Below are 17,491 nucleotides of genomic sequence, written 5' to 3' on the forward strand. Positions count from 1 at the left end.
TGGCCCAGGCCTACTGCTGGACCGCGTACAGGTAGATTTCCACCCGGCGGTTCAGCGCACGGCCTTCGGCGGTCGCATTGTCGCCGATCGGGTCGTTCGGCCCGCGGCCCTCGACCGCCAGGCGGCCCGCGGCCACGCCCTGCTTGCTGAGGTAGTCCGTCACGCTCTTGGCTCGATTGACCGACAGCGTCTGGTTATGCGCCAGGGCGCCCGTGCTATCCGTGTGGCCGACGACCTTGGCCCGCAGTTCAGGATGTTGGTTGAGCGAGCGCGCCACGCTGTCCAGCACCGGCAGCAGCGCGGGCTTGAGCTGCGTCTTGTCGGTATCGAACGACACGCCGCTGGGAATGTTGACCTTGAGGCTGCCGTCGGGCATTTCGACCACGTCGATGCCCAGCGACGACGCGCCCGACTTCTGCACGTCGTCCTTGACGACCTTCCAGTTGTAGCCGACCAGGCCGCCCGCCACCGCGCCGATGCCGGCGCCAATGGCCGCGCCCTTGCCGTGGCCAATCAAGGCGCCTATGCCGGCGCCGATCGCGGCGCCCGCGCCCGTACCCACGGCGGTATTGGTCTGCTGCTGCGTGGCGCATCCTGCCAGCAAGGCACCCGCCGCCGCAACGACCGCAATCCGGTTGAATATTGTTCTTGAGCTCATGGCAACCTCCACTTATCCCGTCGGTGTGCCGGATCATTCCGGCCTGACCATGCTAGCAAGCGCGGGACGCAAGACCAGCAACATTTTGTACTGCCATGAGGATTGCGCGGCCGCTTCCCGGAACGGATAACGGCCGGGCCGCGCAGGCCGCGTCGCGCAACAATAGGCTACATTCCGCCCGCCGCGCACCGCCGGCCTCCGATGGGAAGGCCGGCTTTGGCTGTCTAACGCTGCTGGAACGTCCGGCGCGCCACGTTCAGCGACACCATGGCCATGAGCGCGATGGCCAGCAGGTAGTAGCTCGGCGACAGCTTGGAATCGGTGGTCGCGATCAGCCAGGTCAGGATGAACGGCGCAAAGCCGCCAAAGATCGTCACCGCGATGTTGTAGCCCAGGGACAGGCCGGTGGTGCGCACCTGCACGGGGAAGATGGCGGACATCAGCGCCGGCATGGGCGCGAAGTACGCCGTCGCCAGGACGCCCAGGATGACCTGGACGATCATCAGCACGCCCACCGTCGGATACGACACCAGTAGATAGAACAAGGGATAGCACAACAGCGCGGTCGACAGGGCCGCGGCCATCATGATGCGCGCGGGTCCGATCCGGTCAGCCAGCGCGCCCACGAATGGCGCGCCGACCGTCATGATGACGCCCGTGACCAACGTCGCCAGAAAGCCGATGGTGGGCGGCAGGCCCAGTTGCCGGATCGAGTACGTGGGCATGTACAGGGCCAGGTAATTGCCCACCGAGCCCAGCGCCACGAAGCCGACGGTGACCAGCAGGCGCAGCTTCTGGCCCGCGAACATGTCACTCAGCGGCGAAGCCGAGGCCTCTGCCGCGCTGAACTCCGGCGTTTCATCCATGTGGTGGCGGATGTAGTAGCCCACCGGCGCGATCAACAGGCCGAAGACGAACGGAATTCGCCACCCCCAGCTTTCCAGCTGGGCCTGGGTCAGCGTCGCATTGAGCACCGCGCCGAACAAGGCGGCCAGCAGGATCGCCGCGCCCTGGCTGGCGACCTGCCAACTGGCGTAATAGGCCCGCCGGTCCGGCGCATATTCAATAAGGAAGGCCGTGGCGCTGCCGAATTCACCGCCCGCCGAAAAGCCCTGGATCAGCCGGGCGACCAAGATGATGATCGATGCGGCTACCCCGATCTGTGCATGCGTGGGCACCACCACGATGATCAGCGTGCCTATCATCATCAGGAAAATGGATGCCGTCAGCGCCGCCTTGCGGCCGGCCCGGTCGGCATAACTGCCCAGCACGATGGCGCCCAGCGGCCGCATCAGGAACGACACGCCAAAGGTGGCCAACGCCAGCAGCAGCGAGGAACTCTCGCTGGCCGACGGAAAATAAAGCTTGGCGATGATCAGCGCGAAAGTGCCGTACGCGATCATGTCGAACCATTCCAGCGCATTGCCTATGGACGCGGCGATCACCGCGCGCCGCGCCTGGGCGCGCCGGTCGCCTGCTGGCGCCGCGTTGCCGCGGCCGGCGGCGGCCGCGTTCCACGTTGTCTTCTCCGAATAAGCCATTTTTCCCTCTGTTTTTTTTGAAGAGTAACTATCGATTCAACTCATCGCCCGGCCATCGCAAGATGGCCCGCCAGCTTTTCCATGAACTGTTCGCACAGGCTGATCTGCGACAGCGCGACATACTCGTCCGGCCGGTGCGCCTGCTGCAGGTTGCCGGGGCCACAGATGACCGCCGTCATGCCGGCCCGCTGGAACAGGCCGGCCTCCGTGCAATACGCCACCTTCTCGGTGCCGCGCGCGCCGGTCAGCGCCTGCGCCAGCCGCGCGATCTCGGCGGTCGCGGCGGTATCGAAACCGGGCACCTCGGCCAGCGCTTCCAGCTCGATGTCGGCCTGCGGGTTCTCCGCCTTGATGCGGTCGCGCAGCTCGCCGGTGATGTAGCGGCGCAGGCCGCCGATCACGTCTGGCGCCAGCACGCCAGGGATGGTGCGGAATTCGAATTCGAACTGGCAGCGGTCCGGGATCGTGTTGACGGACAGGCCGCCCGAAATCGTGCCGGTGTTGGCGGTGGTGTACGGCACCTCGAAATCCTGATCGAAGGGGCCGTTCTGGCGATGGCCATCGGCCATGTCGCGGATGTGGCAGATGGCGCGCGCCGCGTACTCGATCGCATTGACGCCGCGCGGCGTCAGGGATGAATGCGCGGCCTGCCCGTGCACGGTGCAGCGGTACAGATTGCTGCTCTTGTGCGCCGAGATGACGCGCATGTCCGTGGGCTCGCCAACGATGCAGCTGTCGGGCCGGATCTCCAGCTTCGCCAGTTCGCGCAGCATCGCGTCCGCCCCCAGGCAGCCGACCTCCTCGTCGTAGCTCAGGGCCAGATGCAGCGGCACGCGCAGGCGCCGCGACGTGAACGACGGCAGCATGGCCAGCGCCGTTCCGATGAAGCCCTTCATGTCGCAAGTGCCGCGGCCATACAGGCGGCCATCGCGCACCTCGGGCGCGAACGGATCGCTGCTCCAGGCCTGGCCGTCCACCGGCACCACGTCAGTATGGCCGGACAGCACCACCCCGCCCTGCGTGCCGCCGTCGCCGGCGGGCACGGTCACGAAGAGATTCGCCTTCTTGCCGTCGGCGTTGTAAATCAGCCTGGGCGCCAGGCCGGCCGAAGCCAGATGGTCGCGCACGGTTTCGATCAGGCCCAGATTGGACAGGCGGCTGGTCGTGTCGAAGCGCACCAGCCGTTCTATCCATTCCAGGGAACGCGGAAGCTCTGCAATATTCATGGGTCGCACCCTAAGGTTGAGGTCTGGCGCCGGCGCTCAGGCTGTCTCGCCCCGCGCCGCATCCAGAAAGCGCGCTAGTCTAGCCACGCCTTCATCCAGGCGCTCATGCGCGCTGGCGTAGCACCAGCGCAGATAGCCCTCGCCCTCGGGACCGAAAGCCATGCCCGGCGCCAGGCCCAGCCCGCCGCGCACGACCAGGTCCTTGCAGAACGCCAGGCTGTCCGAGACGCCGCGGATGCGGAAGAAGGTGTACATCGCCCCCGGCGCCGCGCCGGCCAGCTCGACCCCCGGCACCTGCGACAGTTTCGACGCCAGGTGGTCGCGCGCCAATCGCAGGCGCTGCACCGTGCGCGCGATGACGGGCTCGCCCTGTTCAAGCGCGCACAGCGCGGCGGTTTGCACGAAGCCGGGCGTGCAGGTGTTGCTGTACTCGATCAGCTTGCCGATCTCCGGCAGCAGCCCGCGCGGCACCACGACCCAACCCACGCGCCAGCCCGTCATCAGCCAGGCTTTCGAAAACGAGTTGCAGCTGACCACGCGGTCGTCCGGCGCGGCGATGTCCAGGAAGGTAGGCGCCACCGCGCCTTCGTAGTAGTAGCGTTCGTAGACGTCGTCGGAAATGATCCAGATGCCGTGCTTGCGGCAGTGTTCCAGCACCGCGCGCTGCTGCTCGGCGGTCATCACCCAGCCCGTCGGATTGTTCGGCGAATTCACCAGCAACGCCCGCACGTCCGGCGTCAGCGCGCCAAGCAAGGCGTCCAGGTCCAGGCGCCAGCCGCTCTCGGAGAACGACAGCGCAACCGTCGTCACGCGCGCCCCCAGCACCTTGGGCATTTCCACCAGATTGGGCCACAGCGGCGTCACGGCGACCACGTGGTCGCCCGCGCCCACGATGGCCTGCACGGCCGTCATCAGTGCCGAGGTGCCCGAGCTGGTCACCGCGATGTTGTCCACATCGCGCTGGCCGTGCAGCCCGCTCACATATCCGGCCAGGCGTTCGCGCAAAGCGGGCACGCCCAGGGTCTGTACATAGAAGGTCTGCCCGGAAGCGATATGGGCGATGGCCGCCTCGCGGAACGCGGGCGGCGTCTGCTCATCGGGCTCGCCGAACCAGAAGGGCAGCACATCGGCGCGGCCCATGCCTGCATTGGCGACTTCGCGGATTTGCGACGAACGCAAGGTCTGCACGCCTGCGCGCGCGGTCGCGCCGAGGCCGCCGGAAGATACTGCGTTATTCATGCCTGTTCCTGTCTTGCCAGAAGAAAGAGATCGCGCCGCCGCTTCAGCGGCAAGCCTCGCTGAACTGCGCGCGCGCCTGACGGGCGCCCCGGGCCAGCCAGGCCACGTCGGAATGCAGGGCGATGAACTGCACACCCAGCTTGCGGTAACGCGCCGCCTCGTCGGGATCGTTGGCGAAGATGCCGACCGCCTTGCCCGCCGCGCGGCCGGCTTCGATCACGCGCCCGACGGCCTCGCGCACCTCGGCATGGGCCATGTCGCCCAGCCGTCCCAGACTGGCCGCCAGATCGGCCGTGCCGACGAATAGGCAGTCCGCTCCCGGCAAGGCGGCGATGGCTGCCACGTTGCGCACCGCCTGCGCCGATTCGATCTGCAGGATCGCGCAGGCCTGCTCATTGGCCAGCCCGACGTAGGAAGGGTCTTGCCCGTACATGCCTGCCCGCACCAGCCCCGCCACGCCGCGCACGCCGCCATTGCCCTCAAAGGGAAAACGCATGGCCGCGATGGCGCGGCGCGCGTCCTCGGCCGTGTCGATGTTCGGGAAAATGATGGTCTGGGCGCCGCAATCCATCGCGCGCTTGACCAGCGCCGCATCGTTCACCGTCACGCGCACGATCGGATGCGCGGCGGCGCCATGCGCGCGCGCCGCGTCGATGGCCTGCAATTGCGCCGTCAGGCCCGCCACGTCGTTGGGCGCATGCTCCATGTCGACGACCAGCCAGTCGAAGCCGCAATGCGCTATCGCCTCGGCCGCCGCCGGGCTCGCCAGCGTCAGCCAGCAGCCCTCGGACGGCAGCAGCGCCAGCAGCGCCTTGCGGATCGGATTCGGATCTTTCATGTCTGCTCCATAGTGTTCAAACGGGGAGCATTCATGACGTCGACGCCCCCTCCAACAACCGAACAAAGATACCGGAGCAGAATCGCGAATATTTCCGAATTTTTGACGCAAATGTGTAATATTTTGGATTGAAATTAGCGAAACCTTCAATTTCTTGGAAAAATCGTGCAAAGCAAGAATTTCGACCCCACGGACCTGCGGATCCTGGCCGCCTTGCAGGTCGACGGACGCCTGTCCAGCGCCGATCTGGCCGAGCGCGTTTCGCTCACGCCCTCGCCCTGCTGGCGGCGCGTCAAGCGGCTGGAGGACGAAGGCGTGATCCGCGGCTACCGGGCCGAGGTCGACGTCAAGAAGCTCGGCTTCGGCGTGACCGCGTTCGTCTGGGTTTCGCTGGATAAAAAAGACGCCGAACACGTCAAAGCGTTCGAGGACGCCATCAAGGACGTGCCGGAGGTGCTGACCTGCCATTGCGTGTCGGGCCGCTACGATCACCAGTTGACGGTCATCGCCCGCGACCTGGACGCTTTCGGCGATCTGGCGCGCTACGTGCTGGGCGCCCTGCCCGGCGTGAAGGAGGTCTACACCTCCTTCGTGCTGAAGGAGGTCAAGGGACTGGGGGATGCGATTTCGTTGCCCGCGGACTGATGCAAGGTCCTGCGTGTCGGCGGCGGTCAGCCTTCAGGCCGCGTTGAACCGTTCCAGCCACGGCAGCGCCGCTTCCAGCCGCGTGGACTCCCGCTCCGGCCGCGCCGCGCCTTCGGGCAGCGTCAGTCCCACCCGGTTATGCCAATACGTGCGCAGGCCCACCTTGCTGGTGCCGAACATGTCGTAACCCGAACCGGCGATGAACGCGGCCTCGGATGGCTGCACCTGCAATCGGGCCAATGCCAGTTCATAGGGGCGCGGATCGGGCTTGTAGTAACCCGCTTCCTCCGACGTCACCACCACGTCCCAGTCCACGCCCAGCAAGCTGGCGGCGCGCCGCCCCAGGCGGACGGAACAGTTGGTGACCACGGCCAGACGGCAATGCGGCCGCAACGCCTGCAGCAGTTCACGGGCGCCATCCCAGGCGGGCAGCTCGTCCCAGCCCGCCTCCAGCGCGGCGGGCGCCGCCGCCGGCAGGCCGACCGCGGACGCGGCCTCCTGCACCAGATGCTCATAAGGTTGATAAGCGCCGCAACCATAGGTGCGGCGCAGGTATTCCGCGCGCCAGGCCCGTCCGGCGGCCTCGGAACCCGCGGCGCGGTTCCAAATGGCCCAGGAATCGAGCAAGGCGGTGAGCAGATCGAACAGCACTGCCCTGGGATAGGCGGAAATAAGGGAGGGACTGGACATGCGTGGCTCTCTCGGGCGGCAACGAACCCACTATATAGAGCCGCGAGCCCGCTGTGATTCAGCCTGCGTTTACCCAGAATTAAGACCAAACTTAACCATGTCCATCCGCGATCAGCCTACCCCGCGATAATGGTCCGCTCTTGGCGATCCTCGCCGCGCAGGCCGTTGGACACGGCTGCCGCACGCATGCACGAAGCGCTTGTCGAAGAGATTGAGGCATTCGGCGAGCGCCGATCTCGCCATATCGTCACGGCAGCGATGGCATCCGGCCGCATATGAACAGGTTACCCATTGCGGCGGTTTAAAAACAGGCAAGCAAACAGCCCATCGCAACCGAGGGACTCAGTGCTTGTACTGCTGATCGAGTGGGCACCTTGTAATCGGGCGAATAGCGGAACGAAGCCGCTGGGGCGAAGGTCTTTTCCCTAGGCACAAGCAACAGGTCCTTGACCCGCGCCTGATGGGCGACGGGATCAAAACGCGTCAGCACACGGTGCCTAGTCCGGGTATGCGCCCTCTTGAATGCGTAGCAACGCCATGTGCTACCCGTGGAAGAACAAGTACCCGAGTGTTCAGGTGCCCGAATTGCAGCGGCTACGCGAGCTGGAAAGCGAGGCGCCCGCTGGACGCCGGTAGCGGTCGGCGCTGTCACGCTTATGCTATAAAATTGAGAATAATTCTTATTTTACAAATGAGGTTCCAGTCGGGGCCGCCAGACACAGGACGAAGAACGTGGCCGCCTCGGAGTTCACGCAACAACAAGAGATCGAGACGCTGTATGCCAGCCATCATGGCTGGCTGCGCAATTGGCTGCGCCGGCGCCTGGGCGATGCGTTCGATGCGGCGGATCTGGCGCACGATACCTATCTGCGCGTCATGCGTTCGGGCCGCATTCCGCCCGTGGACGAATCGCGCCGCCACCTGACCCAGATCGCCAACGGGCTCGTCATCGATTTGTACCGGCGCCGCCAGATCGAGGCCGCGTGCATGGAAGTGCTGGCCCAGGGGCCCCTGCATCAGGAGTTCTCCGAAGAGGCGCGAGCGCTGGCGGTCGAAGCCTTGCTCGAGATCGACACCATCTTGCGCGGCCTGCATCCCAATGTCCGCACGGCGCTGCTGTTGTGCAAGATAGACGGCATGACCTATCGGGATATCGCCGCGCGGCTGAAGGTGTCGGTGTCGTCGGTGGAGAAGTATATTGCCGCCGGCTTGCTGTCATGCCATCAGGCCATGCTCGGCGTAGCACGTTGATGCAGCCCCAAGCCATGCCCGCCTCCGGCCAGGATGCCGCGCAAAGACCTTTGGACGCCGAGATCCTGCGGCAGGCCAGCGTATGGATGGCGCGCATGTGGGCGCCAGACGTCAGCGAGGACGACCGGCGCGCCTATGCAGAGTGGCGCGCGCAGCATCCGGACCACGAGCGCGCCTGGGGCGAACTTCAATTTTTCGAGCGCAAGCTGCAAGGCGTGCCGCCGGCGATGGCGCGCGCCGCGCTGCATGAGCCCGTGGCCCGGGCCCGGACCGGCCGGCGCCAGGCCTTGAAACTGTTGGGAGCCGGGCTGGTGGCCGGGGGGATAGCCTACCGGGCTAGCGGAGTTGAGGCGTGGTGGATCGCCGTGGCCGATCACAGCACGGGCACGGGTGACATCCGGTCGCTGGCGTTGCCGGACGGTACGCAGGTGGTGATGGACAATGCATCGGCTATCGATCTGCGGTTCACGGCCGAAGAGCGGCGGGTCATCCTGCGCGCGGGGGCCATCCGGGTGACGACTGCGCCCGATCCTTCGGGGCGGCATCGGCCGTTTCTGGTGCAGGGCCGCGATGGCACGGTGCAGGCGTTGGGCACGCGTTTCACGCTGCGGCAAAACGGCGAAACGTCGCGCGTGTCAGTGTTCGAGGGCGCGGTGGAATTGCGGCCGCGCCTCGCGCCTGCCGCGAAGGTCCGGATCGACGCCGGCCAGGAAGCCGCGTTTTCGGCTGATGAGGTGTACGCCGCCGAGGCCGCGTCCGTCAACGCAGAGGCCTGGACTCGCGGCGTGCTGGTGGCGGACGGCATGCGCGTGGGCGATTTCGTCGCCGAGCTGGCGCGTTACCGGCGCGGCTGGCTGCGCTGCGATCCCGAGGTGGCCAACCTGAAAGTCAGCGGCATCTTCTCTTTGCTGGATACAGATCGGGCCCTGCATAACCTGACCTTGGGACCGCCCGTGGAGGTGGTCTACCGGAGCCGCTTCTGGGTGACAGTGCAAGGCAGGGCGATGCCGGTCAAAAATATTTCTTGATGGGCATTGAGGGTTGGGGGTTTCCCGTTCGGGATACCTGGTGAAGCAACACCAGACTTCCGACATCAAAGGTTCCTCCATGCGACATTTCCCGACGCCACGGCCGCGCCGCGCAGGCCAGCGCGCCCCTGTTCTTCCTGCGGTCAGGCCGGTCGGCGGAGCAGCGGGCGCGGCGGCGCGCACGGCGCTGTGCCTCGGCCTGGCGGCCAGCCCGTTAATCCTGGCCTTTGCGCCAGCCCAGGTTCAGGCGCAGGCCGTTGCCCGCTACAACGTGAACATTCCCGCCGGGCCGCTGGGCCCGGCGCTCAACGCCTTCGCCAGCGCGGCTGGCGTGGAATTGTCGATAGACTCGGGTCTGCTCAGCGGCCGCAACACCCCAGGGCTGCGAGGCGATTACACCGTGCAGGCCGGCTTTGCCGCGCTGCTGGAGGGGCATGGCTTGCAGGCGGCGCGCACCGCCAACGGCAGCTACGCGTTGACGCGGACTGCCGACCCGCAGGCCGTCACGCTGCCGACGGTCACGGTTCAGGGCGCGGCGGACGCCGACCCCGGACTGACCGAAGGCTCGGGCTCGTACACGACACGCACAATGGGCACGGCCACCGGCCTTGCGCTGTCGCCTCGGGAAACGCCGCAGTCCGTGTCGGTCGTGACCCGGCAGCAGATCGATGACCGCAACATCAAGTCGCTGGCGGAAGCGCTGCGCACTACCACCGGCATGGCTGAAAGTGCCTACGACACCGAGAGGTCTTCGTTCAGCTACCGGGGGTTTTCGGTCGAGAACTATATGTACGACGGCGTGCCGACCACCTTCTCCTCGCCCTACGCGGCGGGAGAATCGGATCTCGATTCCGTCATCTATGACCGGATCGAAGTGGTGCGCGGCGCGACGGGGCTGATGACCGGAGCGGGGAACCCGTCGGCCGCCATCAACCTGGTGCGCAAACGGGCCTTGAGCGACAAGGTGGAGGCGGAGGTCACGGCTTCCGGGGGATCGTGGGACAACTATCGCACAACCATCGACGTTTCCACCCCGTTCAACCAGGAAGCCTCGGTGCGCGGCCGCTTTGTCGCCGCCGGCCAGATGGGCAATTCCTTCCTGGACAACCACGAGAAGAAAAAGGGCGTGCTCTTTGGCACGGTGGAGGCAGATCTGAGCGATAGGACCTTGCTGCGCGCCGGCGCGGACTACCAGGTGAACCGGCCGAAGGCGTCCACCTGGGGTGGCGCGCTGGGCACCGGTTGGTTCAGCAACGGCGACGAAATCGATTGGCCGCGCTCCTTTAACGGCGCGCCGAAGTGGTCGCAATGGAACAGCACCACGCAATCGCAGTTCATCAGCCTGGACCACCGCTTCGAGAATGGTTGGAAAGGCCAGGTGGGATATGCCCGCAGCAAGCAGGAATACGATGCCAAGCTCGGTATGAGCAAGGGCGGACAGATCGACAAGAATACGTGGACATCGCCGCCGGGCACGATCTATTCGAACTGGTTCGAGGGCAACCGCAGCCAGGATTCGGTCAACGCGAAACTGGACGGGGATTTTGACTGGTTTGGCCGCAAGCACGAATTCATGGCGGGCAGCTCGGGCACGTGGCAGCGCAACAAGGGCACGGTGAGGGTGCCCATCGCGCAAGAGAAATACAGCGGCAGCATTCTGGACTGGAACGGCAATTATCCGGAACCGATCTGGGGGCCGCGCGAGTCCGAGCAGAACAGCCAGACGCGACAGATCGGCCTGTATGCGGCCGGCCGGTTTTCCATCGCGGACCCGCTGAAGCTCATCGTGGGCGCTCGCTACACCAACTGGAATAACAGCCTCACGCGCACATTCAGCGTTGTCTCGCCCTACGCGGGAATCGTGCTGGATGTGTCGCGCGACGTTTCGCTGTATGCAAGCTATACGGATATTTTCCAGCCACAGGATTACCAGGACAGCAGCGGCGCCTACCTGGACCCCGTGCGCGGCAAGAACTATGAGGCAGGTATCAAAGGCGCGTTTTTCGAGAACCGCCTGAACGCCTCGCTGTCGGTCTTTCACACCAAGCAGGATAACGTCGCAGAGGCCGATCTGGACAACCTCGTCCCGGGTTCGGCGGCGCAGGCGTATCGCGCGGTGAATGGCACGCAAAGCAATGGGTTCGAAATCGAGCTGTCGGGCGAGGTATTGCCCGGCTGGAACATCCAGGCGGGCTACGCGCACTTCAACCTGGTGGGACCGGATGGCGCAAAGCTGAATACCGCCTTGCCTCGGAACACCTTCAATCTGTTTACGACATATGCCTTTTCCGGCGCGTTGCGCAACCTCACGGTGGGCGGCGGCGTGCGGTGGCAGAACGCTTCATGGGCCACGGTGTGGGGCGCGGACGGCAGCGGTCCGTTCGTGCAGCGCCGCGCGGAGGTTCCCAGCTACGCGCTCGTTAATCTGATGGCGCGCTACGCGTTCACTCCGAAGACCGCCTTGCAGCTCAACATCAACAATCTGTTCGACAAGAAGTACTACTCTCAGGTGAACTTTTACAGCACCCGAAACTACGGCGATCCCCGCAATTTCATGGTGACGCTGTCTCATAAGTTCTAAGAGGCGCTAGCGCAACTTGCGTTGTGTCGAAATGGAGTTTTTGAAAACGTCGCTGCTCATCCTGTAGGCGGTCTGGGGCTACTGCGAAGCCTGTAGCCTACCGGACCTGAGTAGATCGGCGCTGACTCTAAATGCCTGCGCAGTGCCTACATGAACCCGGAAAGCAAAAAGGCCAGTTCCGTAGAACTGGCCTAAGTGCTTGAATTTATTGGTGGGCTGTGAGTGGCTCGAACACTCGACCTACGGATTAAGAGTCCGCTGCTCTACCAACTGAGCTAACAGCCCTGCAACTTCACTCAGTCCCGTCCGCTTTGCTGCGCGTTTTTTAGTCCGCTGCCGCTGCGTTTCGTTATGTGTGTAGTGCGAAGAAGCAAGATTATATGTAGCTTTTTTGGTTTGTGCAAGTCACCTGGGAAAAACTTTTTCCAGGCCTGTCTCAAGCCGCAAATCCGCCGTCCACCGACAGGCTTGCGCCCGTGACGTAGCGCCCTTCCGGCCCGGCCAGGAATGCCACCATGCCGGCGATGTCGCGGGCTTCGCCGTAGTGCGGCAGGGACAGCACCGCCACCAGGTCCGCAGCATGCGCGCCGTCGGCCGGATTCATGTCGGTGTCGATCGGGCCAGGGTGCACCACATTGGCGGTGATGCCGCGTGCGCCCAGGTCGCGCGCCAGGCCCTGGGTCAGGCCGACCAGCGCGGACTTGCTGGCGGCATACAGCGCGACGCCGGCGCGGCCCGCGCGCCCTGCCAGGCAGCTGCCGATGTTGATGATGCGTCCGCCGTCCGGCATGGACGCCTGCGCTGCCTGGATGGCGACGAAGGGCGCGCGCACGTTGACGTCCATGGTGCGTTCGTAGTCGTCGAGGCTGGCCTCGCCGATCGCGCCGGACAGGAAGATGCCGGCGTTATTGACCAGCACGTCGACGGGGCCCAGCTCGGCGATGGCGCGGTCGACCGCGCCGCGGACCGCGGACGCGTCTGCCGCATCCGCCTGGATGGCGAGCGCGCGGCGCCCGTCCACCGACAGTTCACGCGCCAGCGCCTGCGCGCCGGCGGCCGAGGAAGCGCTCACGTAAGTGAAAGCCACGTCGGCGCCATCGGCCGCAAGGCGGCGCACGATGGCGGCCCCGATACCCCGGCTTCCGCCGGTGACGAAGGCAATTTTTCCAGTCAGGTTCGACATTGCGACATCCATATTTGTAGTGATCAATACAAATATATTCGCCGAGCCCATCCCCGTCCGTCAACTAATTTTTTATCAATCACCACAAAAATCGCTGACGGGTAAAATCATGCCCATGGCAGAACGTGGGCGCCCCCGGAACTTCGACCGAGCCCAGGCCTTGCGCAAGGCCATGGATGTCTTCTGGTCGAAGGGATATGACGGAGCATCGCTGACCGACCTCACGGCGGCGATGGGCATCAATTCGCCCAGCCTCTATGGCGCATTCGGCTCAAAGGAAGGGCTGTTCCGCGAAGCGGTGGAGCTCTACCGCGAAACCGAGGGCGGTTCGGCGCGGCGCGCGCTGCAGGATGCGCCCACCGCCCGCGAGGCTATCCAATCCATGCTGTTGGCATCCGCCGAACGCTTCACCGCTTCCGGCACGCCGTCGGGCTGCATGATCGTGCTGAGCGCGCCGGCAGGCTGCGTGAATCAGGCCGGCGTGGGCGACTTCCTGGGCGACAACCGCCGCGACATGCAAAACCGCATCCTGGTCCGCCTCAATGCCGGCGCCTTGCATGGCGAGCTACCGGCCGGCGCCGACCTCAAGAGCCTGGCCGCCTTCTACACCACCGTGCTGCACGGCATGTCGATCCAGGCGCGCGATGGCGCCAGCCGCAAGACCTTGCAAGCCGTGGCCAGACAGGCGATGTGCGCCTGGGATGCGCTGACCGGGAGCGCGCCTCCCTCCGGCCTGCCGCCGGGCCGGGCCCGCGCCTGACGGATAGCGTCATGTTCCGGATCGATCTGCGGCGTCTCATCCTGTGGATCAGCCTCTTTTCGGTCATCCTCGCGCTGGCAGGCAGCCTGCATGCCAGCTATCTGGTGCAGCGCGACCTGCTGCTGCACAACGCGCTGGAACTCAACCGGGCCTATGCCTCCAAGCTGGCATCCGCCACCGACGTTTTCCTGACGGATCTGCGGCGCTACCTGTCGTACAGCGCCGAAGCGCTGGCCGACATGGAAACCCATCCAGAACACATGGCGGCCGAGACGCTGCGGCAGGAACGTCAGCTCGGCCACTTCAACTCCACCTTTGTGGTGTCGCCGCAAGGCAAGGTGCTTGCCGCATCGACATCGGACCATGCCTTGCTGGGCCAACAGGCGCGCAGCGAGGCCGCCAGGAATGCCCTGGCCACCCAGCGCCCGACCGTGAGCGCCCCTTTTGTGGGCAGCAACAATCGTTGGATGATTCTGTACACACATCCGATTTTCTCGGCCGACGATCGCTATCTGGGCTTTCTCGGCGGCACGCTCTACCTGCATGAACACAACGTGCTGGACCATTTGCTGGGCCAGCACTTCTACGTGGGCGAGTCTTCCCTGTACGTCGTGGATCGCAAGGGCGAGCTGATCTATCACCCCGACCGCGGTCGCCTGGGACAGATCGTCCCCGACGCCGGCGCCTTCGCCTCGGCTCTGCGCGGCGAGACCGGCGAAATGCGCTTCGCCGACGAACATGGCCGCGATATGCTGGCGGGTTATGCGCCCGTGCCCAGCATGGGCTGGAGCGTCATCGCGCAACGCCCCGTGGATGCCACCTTGCAGCCTTTGAGCGATCTGCTGCTGGCCACGGCCCGCCATACCTTGCCCCTGTTGCTGCTTTCGGTGGCGTCCATCTGGCTGCTGTCGCGCTGGATCGCCCGGCCGCTGGGCGAGCTGGCCAGCATCGCCAAGCACATGCAGAACCCGGACTCGGCGGAGCGCATCCGCCATGTGCGCTCGTGGTACTTCGAAGCCGCGCAGCTCAAGCGCGCGCTGCTGATGGGACTGGCCTCGATCCACCACAAGATCCGCGACCTGCGCCGCGAAACCACCACGGACACCTTGACCGGCCTCTTGAACCGGCGCGGCCTGGACGAGGCGCTGGCGCTGCTGCAGGCCGAGGAACAGCCGGTGGCGATCGTGGCCATCGATGTCGACCATTTCAAAAACATCAATGACCGCTACGGCCACGCGGCGGGCGACCGCGCACTGCAGGCGCTGGCGCAATTGATGAGCGAAGGGTCGCGCAGCGGCGACACCCTGGCGCGGGCTGGCGGCGAGGAATTCATCATGCTGCTGCCCGGCGCGCCGCTGGAGGCCGCCATCGGCCTGGTGGAGCGGCTGCGCCAGCGCTTAGCCGCCGAACCCGGCGCCGTCGCCGCGCCGATCACCGTTTCGGCCGGCGTGGCAGCCTACCCGGAACATGGCGCGACGCTGGACGCCGCCCTGCAACGCGCCGACCAGGCGCTCTATTACGCCAAGAACCACGGCCGCAACGCGGTCTGCGTCGCGGACGACAATACCCAGGCCGGCGCGCGGATGGCCTTGCCGGGCTGAACCCCTACTTGCCCTTGGCCGAGACGGGCGCGGGCGCCTTGGGCGGCTTGCGCATCTGCTCGAGCAAAGGACCGCAGGCATTCTCGTCCGTGGTGCTGGGCGCCACCAGCGCCAGCAGACCGGCGGCCGGCGTCAGCAACACCCCCAAGGCCACCATGCCCACGCCGCGCGCCGCCAGGGGCAGCACATGCACGCCCACGTCCGGCGAACCGAAGGTGCCCCGGACATACAAGGGGGAACGCAGCGAAAAGATACGGAACCCCTTGCTGCTCGGGGTAATGTCCATGTCCAGCTTCTCGTTCTTGAAATCGGCCGTGCCGGTGATGCTGATCAGCGCGTTCTCGGTATCGAACACGAACACGCGCGGTGTCATGACGCCGCTCTTCATTTCCAGGTCGGCCGCGCCGCAATTGATCTTCACCTCGTCGTCGCCGAACAGCTTGGAAACGACGTAGTTGCCGACGTTGAGCCCGGCAATCTCCATCAGGCTGCGGCTGATGACGCCGTCGTTGACCAGCATCTTCACATCGCCGCTCGCCGTTCCCAGCAAGGCGGCGACCGAATTCCCCGCGCCGCTCACCGCCATGTCGCCATTCAGCTCGCCCAGCGTTTTCTGCATGGCGGCAGTGGAAGGAAACAACTGCTTGAGCCGCAGACGGCGCGCGCTGACGTCAACGCGCCCGGTCAAGGTCGAGCCAGAGCCGTCCAGGCGTATGGTGGAGTTGATGTTGCCCCCGGCCATCCCGAAGCGCAGGGGCTCGAGCGCCAGCTTGCCGTCCTGCAGCGCCAGGTGCACGGACAGGTCCGACAGCGGCAGCTTGCTGTCATGCACGATGCGGCCCGCGTCCAGCGAGACGTTGGCGTCCATGTCGCGCCAGCGGTCGGTGCGGAACGCCTGCGTGGGCAGCACCTTGCCGCCCTTGGGCTTGGCCGGCGCGTCCTTGGCCTTGTCCGTTTCGGCGCCCGCGACCTTGCCCGACGGCACGCCGATCAGCGGCCCCAGGTCCGCCATGCGCAATTGCTTCGAGGAAAGCTTGCCGGTCAGCTTGGGCCGGGGCTGGCCCAGCGCGAAGGAAATGTCGCCATGCAGATCGCTGTTGCCCACCTTGCCGTTGAAGTCCTTGTAGTCGAACACTGCCCCGCCCGGATTGCGCAGCTTGGCCAACAGATGGCCGTCGGTGGAGTACGGCGGCGTGTCCGGCAAGGTGACGCCGGTCAGCGGGTACAGCTGCGCCATGGACGCGCCCGACAGCTTCAGGCGCAGGTCCAGCGAACCGAGATTGACCGGATCGGTCAAGGTGCCCGCGATCGAGGCCCGGGTGCCGCCTATGGCCACGTCGGCCTGCACCGGAAAGGGCTGCCTGGGGTCCTGCAGGGCCAGCATGCCGCCGACCTTGCCTTCGCCCTTGGTGGGCAGGCCCTTGTACTTGCCGTCCACCTTCCAGCCGAACACATAATCGCGCGGCGACGGCGCGGCGCCGCCCTCTTCCGCAGCGAAGGCCGCGCCGGCCACGTCCGCGAACGGCACCGGCTTGCCCAGCGGATCCACCAGCACGGTCAGATCCGCCTTGAGGACCTCGTCCACCAGCCCCACGCGGCCCTTGTCGAAGCCGATCTCGTTGATGTCCAGCACCCAGGGCGAAGGCTCGCCGGTTTCGGGCAGCGTGAACTCCCAGTTGGCGCTGCCGTCGGCCAGGCGCTCCAGGTCGGCGGCGGGTTCGGTCAGCTGGATGCGGCGGATGACGACGCGCTGACGCAGCAGCGGCAGGGGCGCCAGGCTGAATTCCCCGCGCTTGAGCGTCGCGAACTGCGGCGCCTTGGCCCAGGGCGTATTGCCCACTGATATATCGTTGGCGATGACGTGCGGCCATGGCACCCAGGCGCGCCAGCCGCCCTCGTCGGGCTCGCGCGCCCATTCGATGCTCAGGTCGCCGTTGATGGCGAACGGCCGACCGATCGCTGCGCTGGCCCGCTCGTTGATGAAGGGTTTGGCGCGATTCCAGTCAAAGGTGGCGATCACGACCACCAGTATCGCCACGAGGAGCGCTGCTCCCCCTACAATCCCGATCGCTATTTTTCTTGAGCGCGTCATGGTTATTATCCTTGGCATTGCGGCCGGCGTACCGCTGCCGGCTCCTGTTACCTCCAAGGGTATCGCGGCCCGCAGCCCTGTCCGGACCGGCCGGCCCCATAATGTGTGCGGATTTTTCCAGGCTCGGCGCCCCCTGCGAAGCCGCGCGGCACGCGTTG

The 17,491-nt window shown here is 65.7% G+C and carries 14 protein-coding genes and 1 tRNA gene; 6 read left to right on the plus strand and 9 right to left on the minus strand.

Annotated elements, in window-relative coordinates:
• Positions 1 to 10 precede the first annotated feature (10 nt).
• From FOC84_RS08075 to FOC84_RS08095, 5 genes are all read right to left on the minus strand, one after another.
• On the minus strand, positions 11 to 658 hold the full coding sequence (locus tag FOC84_RS08075) for an OmpA family protein (protein WP_173143973.1): 648 nt from the start codon (positions 656 to 658) through the stop codon (positions 11 to 13).
• Positions 659 to 882: 224 nt separating this feature from the next.
• Positions 883 to 2,199 (minus strand): MFS transporter, encoded by a 1,317-nt coding sequence (locus FOC84_RS08080; protein WP_367949486.1) that lies wholly within the window; start codon positions 2,197 to 2,199, stop codon positions 883 to 885.
• A gap of 41 nt (positions 2,200 to 2,240) precedes the next feature.
• Positions 2,241 to 3,425 (minus strand): acetylornithine deacetylase, encoded by a 1,185-nt coding sequence (argE, locus tag FOC84_RS08085; protein WP_173143974.1) that lies wholly within the window; start codon positions 3,423 to 3,425, stop codon positions 2,241 to 2,243.
• A 36-nt stretch (positions 3,426 to 3,461) separates the two neighbouring features.
• Complete coding sequence (locus FOC84_RS08090; protein ID WP_173143975.1) at positions 3,462 to 4,664, minus strand: pyridoxal phosphate-dependent aminotransferase; 1,203 nt, start codon at positions 4,662 to 4,664, stop codon at positions 3,462 to 3,464.
• Positions 4,665 to 4,707: 43 nt separating this feature from the next.
• Positions 4,708 to 5,502 carry an HpcH/HpaI aldolase family protein gene (locus FOC84_RS08095; protein WP_173143976.1) on the minus strand — a complete coding sequence of 265 codons (795 nt, stop codon included), beginning with the start codon at positions 5,500 to 5,502 and terminating at the stop codon, positions 4,708 to 4,710.
• Between the two features lie 165 nt (positions 5,503 to 5,667).
• Here FOC84_RS08095 and FOC84_RS08100 point away from each other — a divergent pair, with 165 nt between their 5' ends.
• The gene (locus FOC84_RS08100) at positions 5,668 to 6,147 is read left to right on the plus strand and encodes an Lrp/AsnC family transcriptional regulator (RefSeq protein ID WP_173143977.1); all 480 of its coding nucleotides are present in this window, start codon (positions 5,668 to 5,670) and stop codon (positions 6,145 to 6,147) included.
• A gap of 33 nt (positions 6,148 to 6,180) precedes the next feature.
• On the opposite strand, the gene FOC84_RS08105 is transcribed toward FOC84_RS08100, so the two are convergent.
• On the minus strand, positions 6,181 to 6,837 hold the full coding sequence (locus tag FOC84_RS08105; protein ID WP_173143978.1) for an HAD family hydrolase: 657 nt from the start codon (positions 6,835 to 6,837) through the stop codon (positions 6,181 to 6,183).
• 732 nt (positions 6,838 to 7,569) lie between these two features.
• On the opposite strand from FOC84_RS08105, the gene FOC84_RS08110 reads away from it, so the two are divergent.
• The 3 genes from FOC84_RS08110 to FOC84_RS08120 all read left to right on the plus strand — a co-directional run bounded on the left by FOC84_RS08110 (position 7,570) and on the right by FOC84_RS08120 (position 11,697).
• Positions 7,570 to 8,088: a sigma-70 family RNA polymerase sigma factor gene (locus FOC84_RS08110; RefSeq protein WP_173143979.1), complete on the plus strand. Its 519-nt coding sequence runs from the start codon at positions 7,570 to 7,572 to the stop codon at positions 8,086 to 8,088.
• A gap of 14 nt (positions 8,089 to 8,102) precedes the next feature.
• Positions 8,103 to 9,116, plus strand: a complete 1,014-nt coding sequence (locus FOC84_RS08115) for a FecR domain-containing protein (protein WP_254241935.1) — start codon at positions 8,103 to 8,105, stop codon at positions 9,114 to 9,116.
• A 79-nt stretch (positions 9,117 to 9,195) separates the two neighbouring features.
• Complete coding sequence (locus FOC84_RS08120) at positions 9,196 to 11,697, plus strand: TonB-dependent siderophore receptor (RefSeq protein ID WP_173143981.1); 2,502 nt, start codon at positions 9,196 to 9,198, stop codon at positions 11,695 to 11,697.
• A gap of 209 nt (positions 11,698 to 11,906) precedes the next feature.
• Here the strand turns inward: FOC84_RS08120 and FOC84_RS08125 are convergent.
• Positions 11,907 to 11,982 (minus strand) — tRNA-Lys (locus FOC84_RS08125).
• A 151-nt stretch (positions 11,983 to 12,133) separates the two neighbouring features.
• Positions 12,134 to 12,880: an SDR family oxidoreductase gene (locus FOC84_RS08130; protein ID WP_173143982.1), complete on the minus strand. Its 747-nt coding sequence runs from the start codon at positions 12,878 to 12,880 to the stop codon at positions 12,134 to 12,136.
• Positions 12,881 to 12,995: 115 nt separating this feature from the next.
• Here FOC84_RS08130 and FOC84_RS08135 point away from each other — a divergent pair, with 115 nt between their 5' ends.
• Both FOC84_RS08135 and FOC84_RS08140 read left to right on the plus strand, forming a co-directional pair.
• A complete protein-coding gene (locus tag FOC84_RS08135; protein ID WP_173150014.1) occupies positions 12,996 to 13,640 on the plus strand; it encodes a TetR/AcrR family transcriptional regulator in 645 nt (214 codons plus the stop codon).
• A gap of 11 nt (positions 13,641 to 13,651) precedes the next feature.
• Positions 13,652 to 15,241, plus strand: a complete 1,590-nt coding sequence (locus FOC84_RS08140) for a GGDEF domain-containing protein (protein WP_173143983.1) — start codon at positions 13,652 to 13,654, stop codon at positions 15,239 to 15,241.
• A 4-nt stretch (positions 15,242 to 15,245) separates the two neighbouring features.
• Here FOC84_RS08140 and FOC84_RS08145 read toward each other — a convergent pair whose 3' ends face one another.
• The gene (locus FOC84_RS08145) at positions 15,246 to 17,333 is read right to left on the minus strand and encodes an AsmA family protein (protein ID WP_173143984.1); all 2,088 of its coding nucleotides are present in this window, start codon (positions 17,331 to 17,333) and stop codon (positions 15,246 to 15,248) included.
• Between the last annotated feature and the right edge of the window lie 158 nt (positions 17,334 to 17,491).

Source organism: Achromobacter pestifer (assembly GCF_013267355.1).
Classification (GTDB): domain Bacteria; phylum Pseudomonadota; class Gammaproteobacteria; order Burkholderiales; family Burkholderiaceae_B; genus Achromobacter; species Achromobacter pestifer_A.

Coding starts and splice junctions, on each gene's coding strand:
- FOC84_RS08115 (WP_254241935.1), top strand. CDS start 8,103: ATGCCCGCCTCCGGCCAGGATGCCGCGCAAAGACCTTTGGACGCCGAG.
- FOC84_RS08130 (WP_173143982.1), bottom strand. CDS start 12,880: ATGTCGAACCTGACTGGAAAAATTGCCTTCGTCACCGGCGGAAGCCGG.
- FOC84_RS08120 (WP_173143981.1), top strand. CDS start 9,196: ATGCGACATTTCCCGACGCCACGGCCGCGCCGCGCAGGCCAGCGCGCC.
- FOC84_RS08090 (WP_173143975.1), bottom strand. CDS start 4,664: ATGAATAACGCAGTATCTTCCGGCGGCCTCGGCGCGACCGCGCGCGCA.
- FOC84_RS08080 (WP_367949486.1), bottom strand. CDS start 2,199: ATGGCTTATTCGGAGAAGACAACGTGGAACGCGGCCGCCGCCGGCCGC.
- FOC84_RS08105 (WP_173143978.1), bottom strand. CDS start 6,837: ATGTCCAGTCCCTCCCTTATTTCCGCCTATCCCAGGGCAGTGCTGTTC.
- FOC84_RS08135 (WP_173150014.1), top strand. CDS start 12,996: ATGGCAGAACGTGGGCGCCCCCGGAACTTCGACCGAGCCCAGGCCTTG.
- FOC84_RS08145 (WP_173143984.1), bottom strand. CDS start 17,333: ATGACGCGCTCAAGAAAAATAGCGATCGGGATTGTAGGGGGAGCAGCG.
- FOC84_RS08140 (WP_173143983.1), top strand. CDS start 13,652: ATGTTCCGGATCGATCTGCGGCGTCTCATCCTGTGGATCAGCCTCTTT.
- FOC84_RS08075 (WP_173143973.1), bottom strand. CDS start 658: ATGAGCTCAAGAACAATATTCAACCGGATTGCGGTCGTTGCGGCGGCG.
- argE (WP_173143974.1), bottom strand. CDS start 3,425: ATGAATATTGCAGAGCTTCCGCGTTCCCTGGAATGGATAGAACGGCTG.
- FOC84_RS08095 (WP_173143976.1), bottom strand. CDS start 5,502: ATGAAAGATCCGAATCCGATCCGCAAGGCGCTGCTGGCGCTGCTGCCG.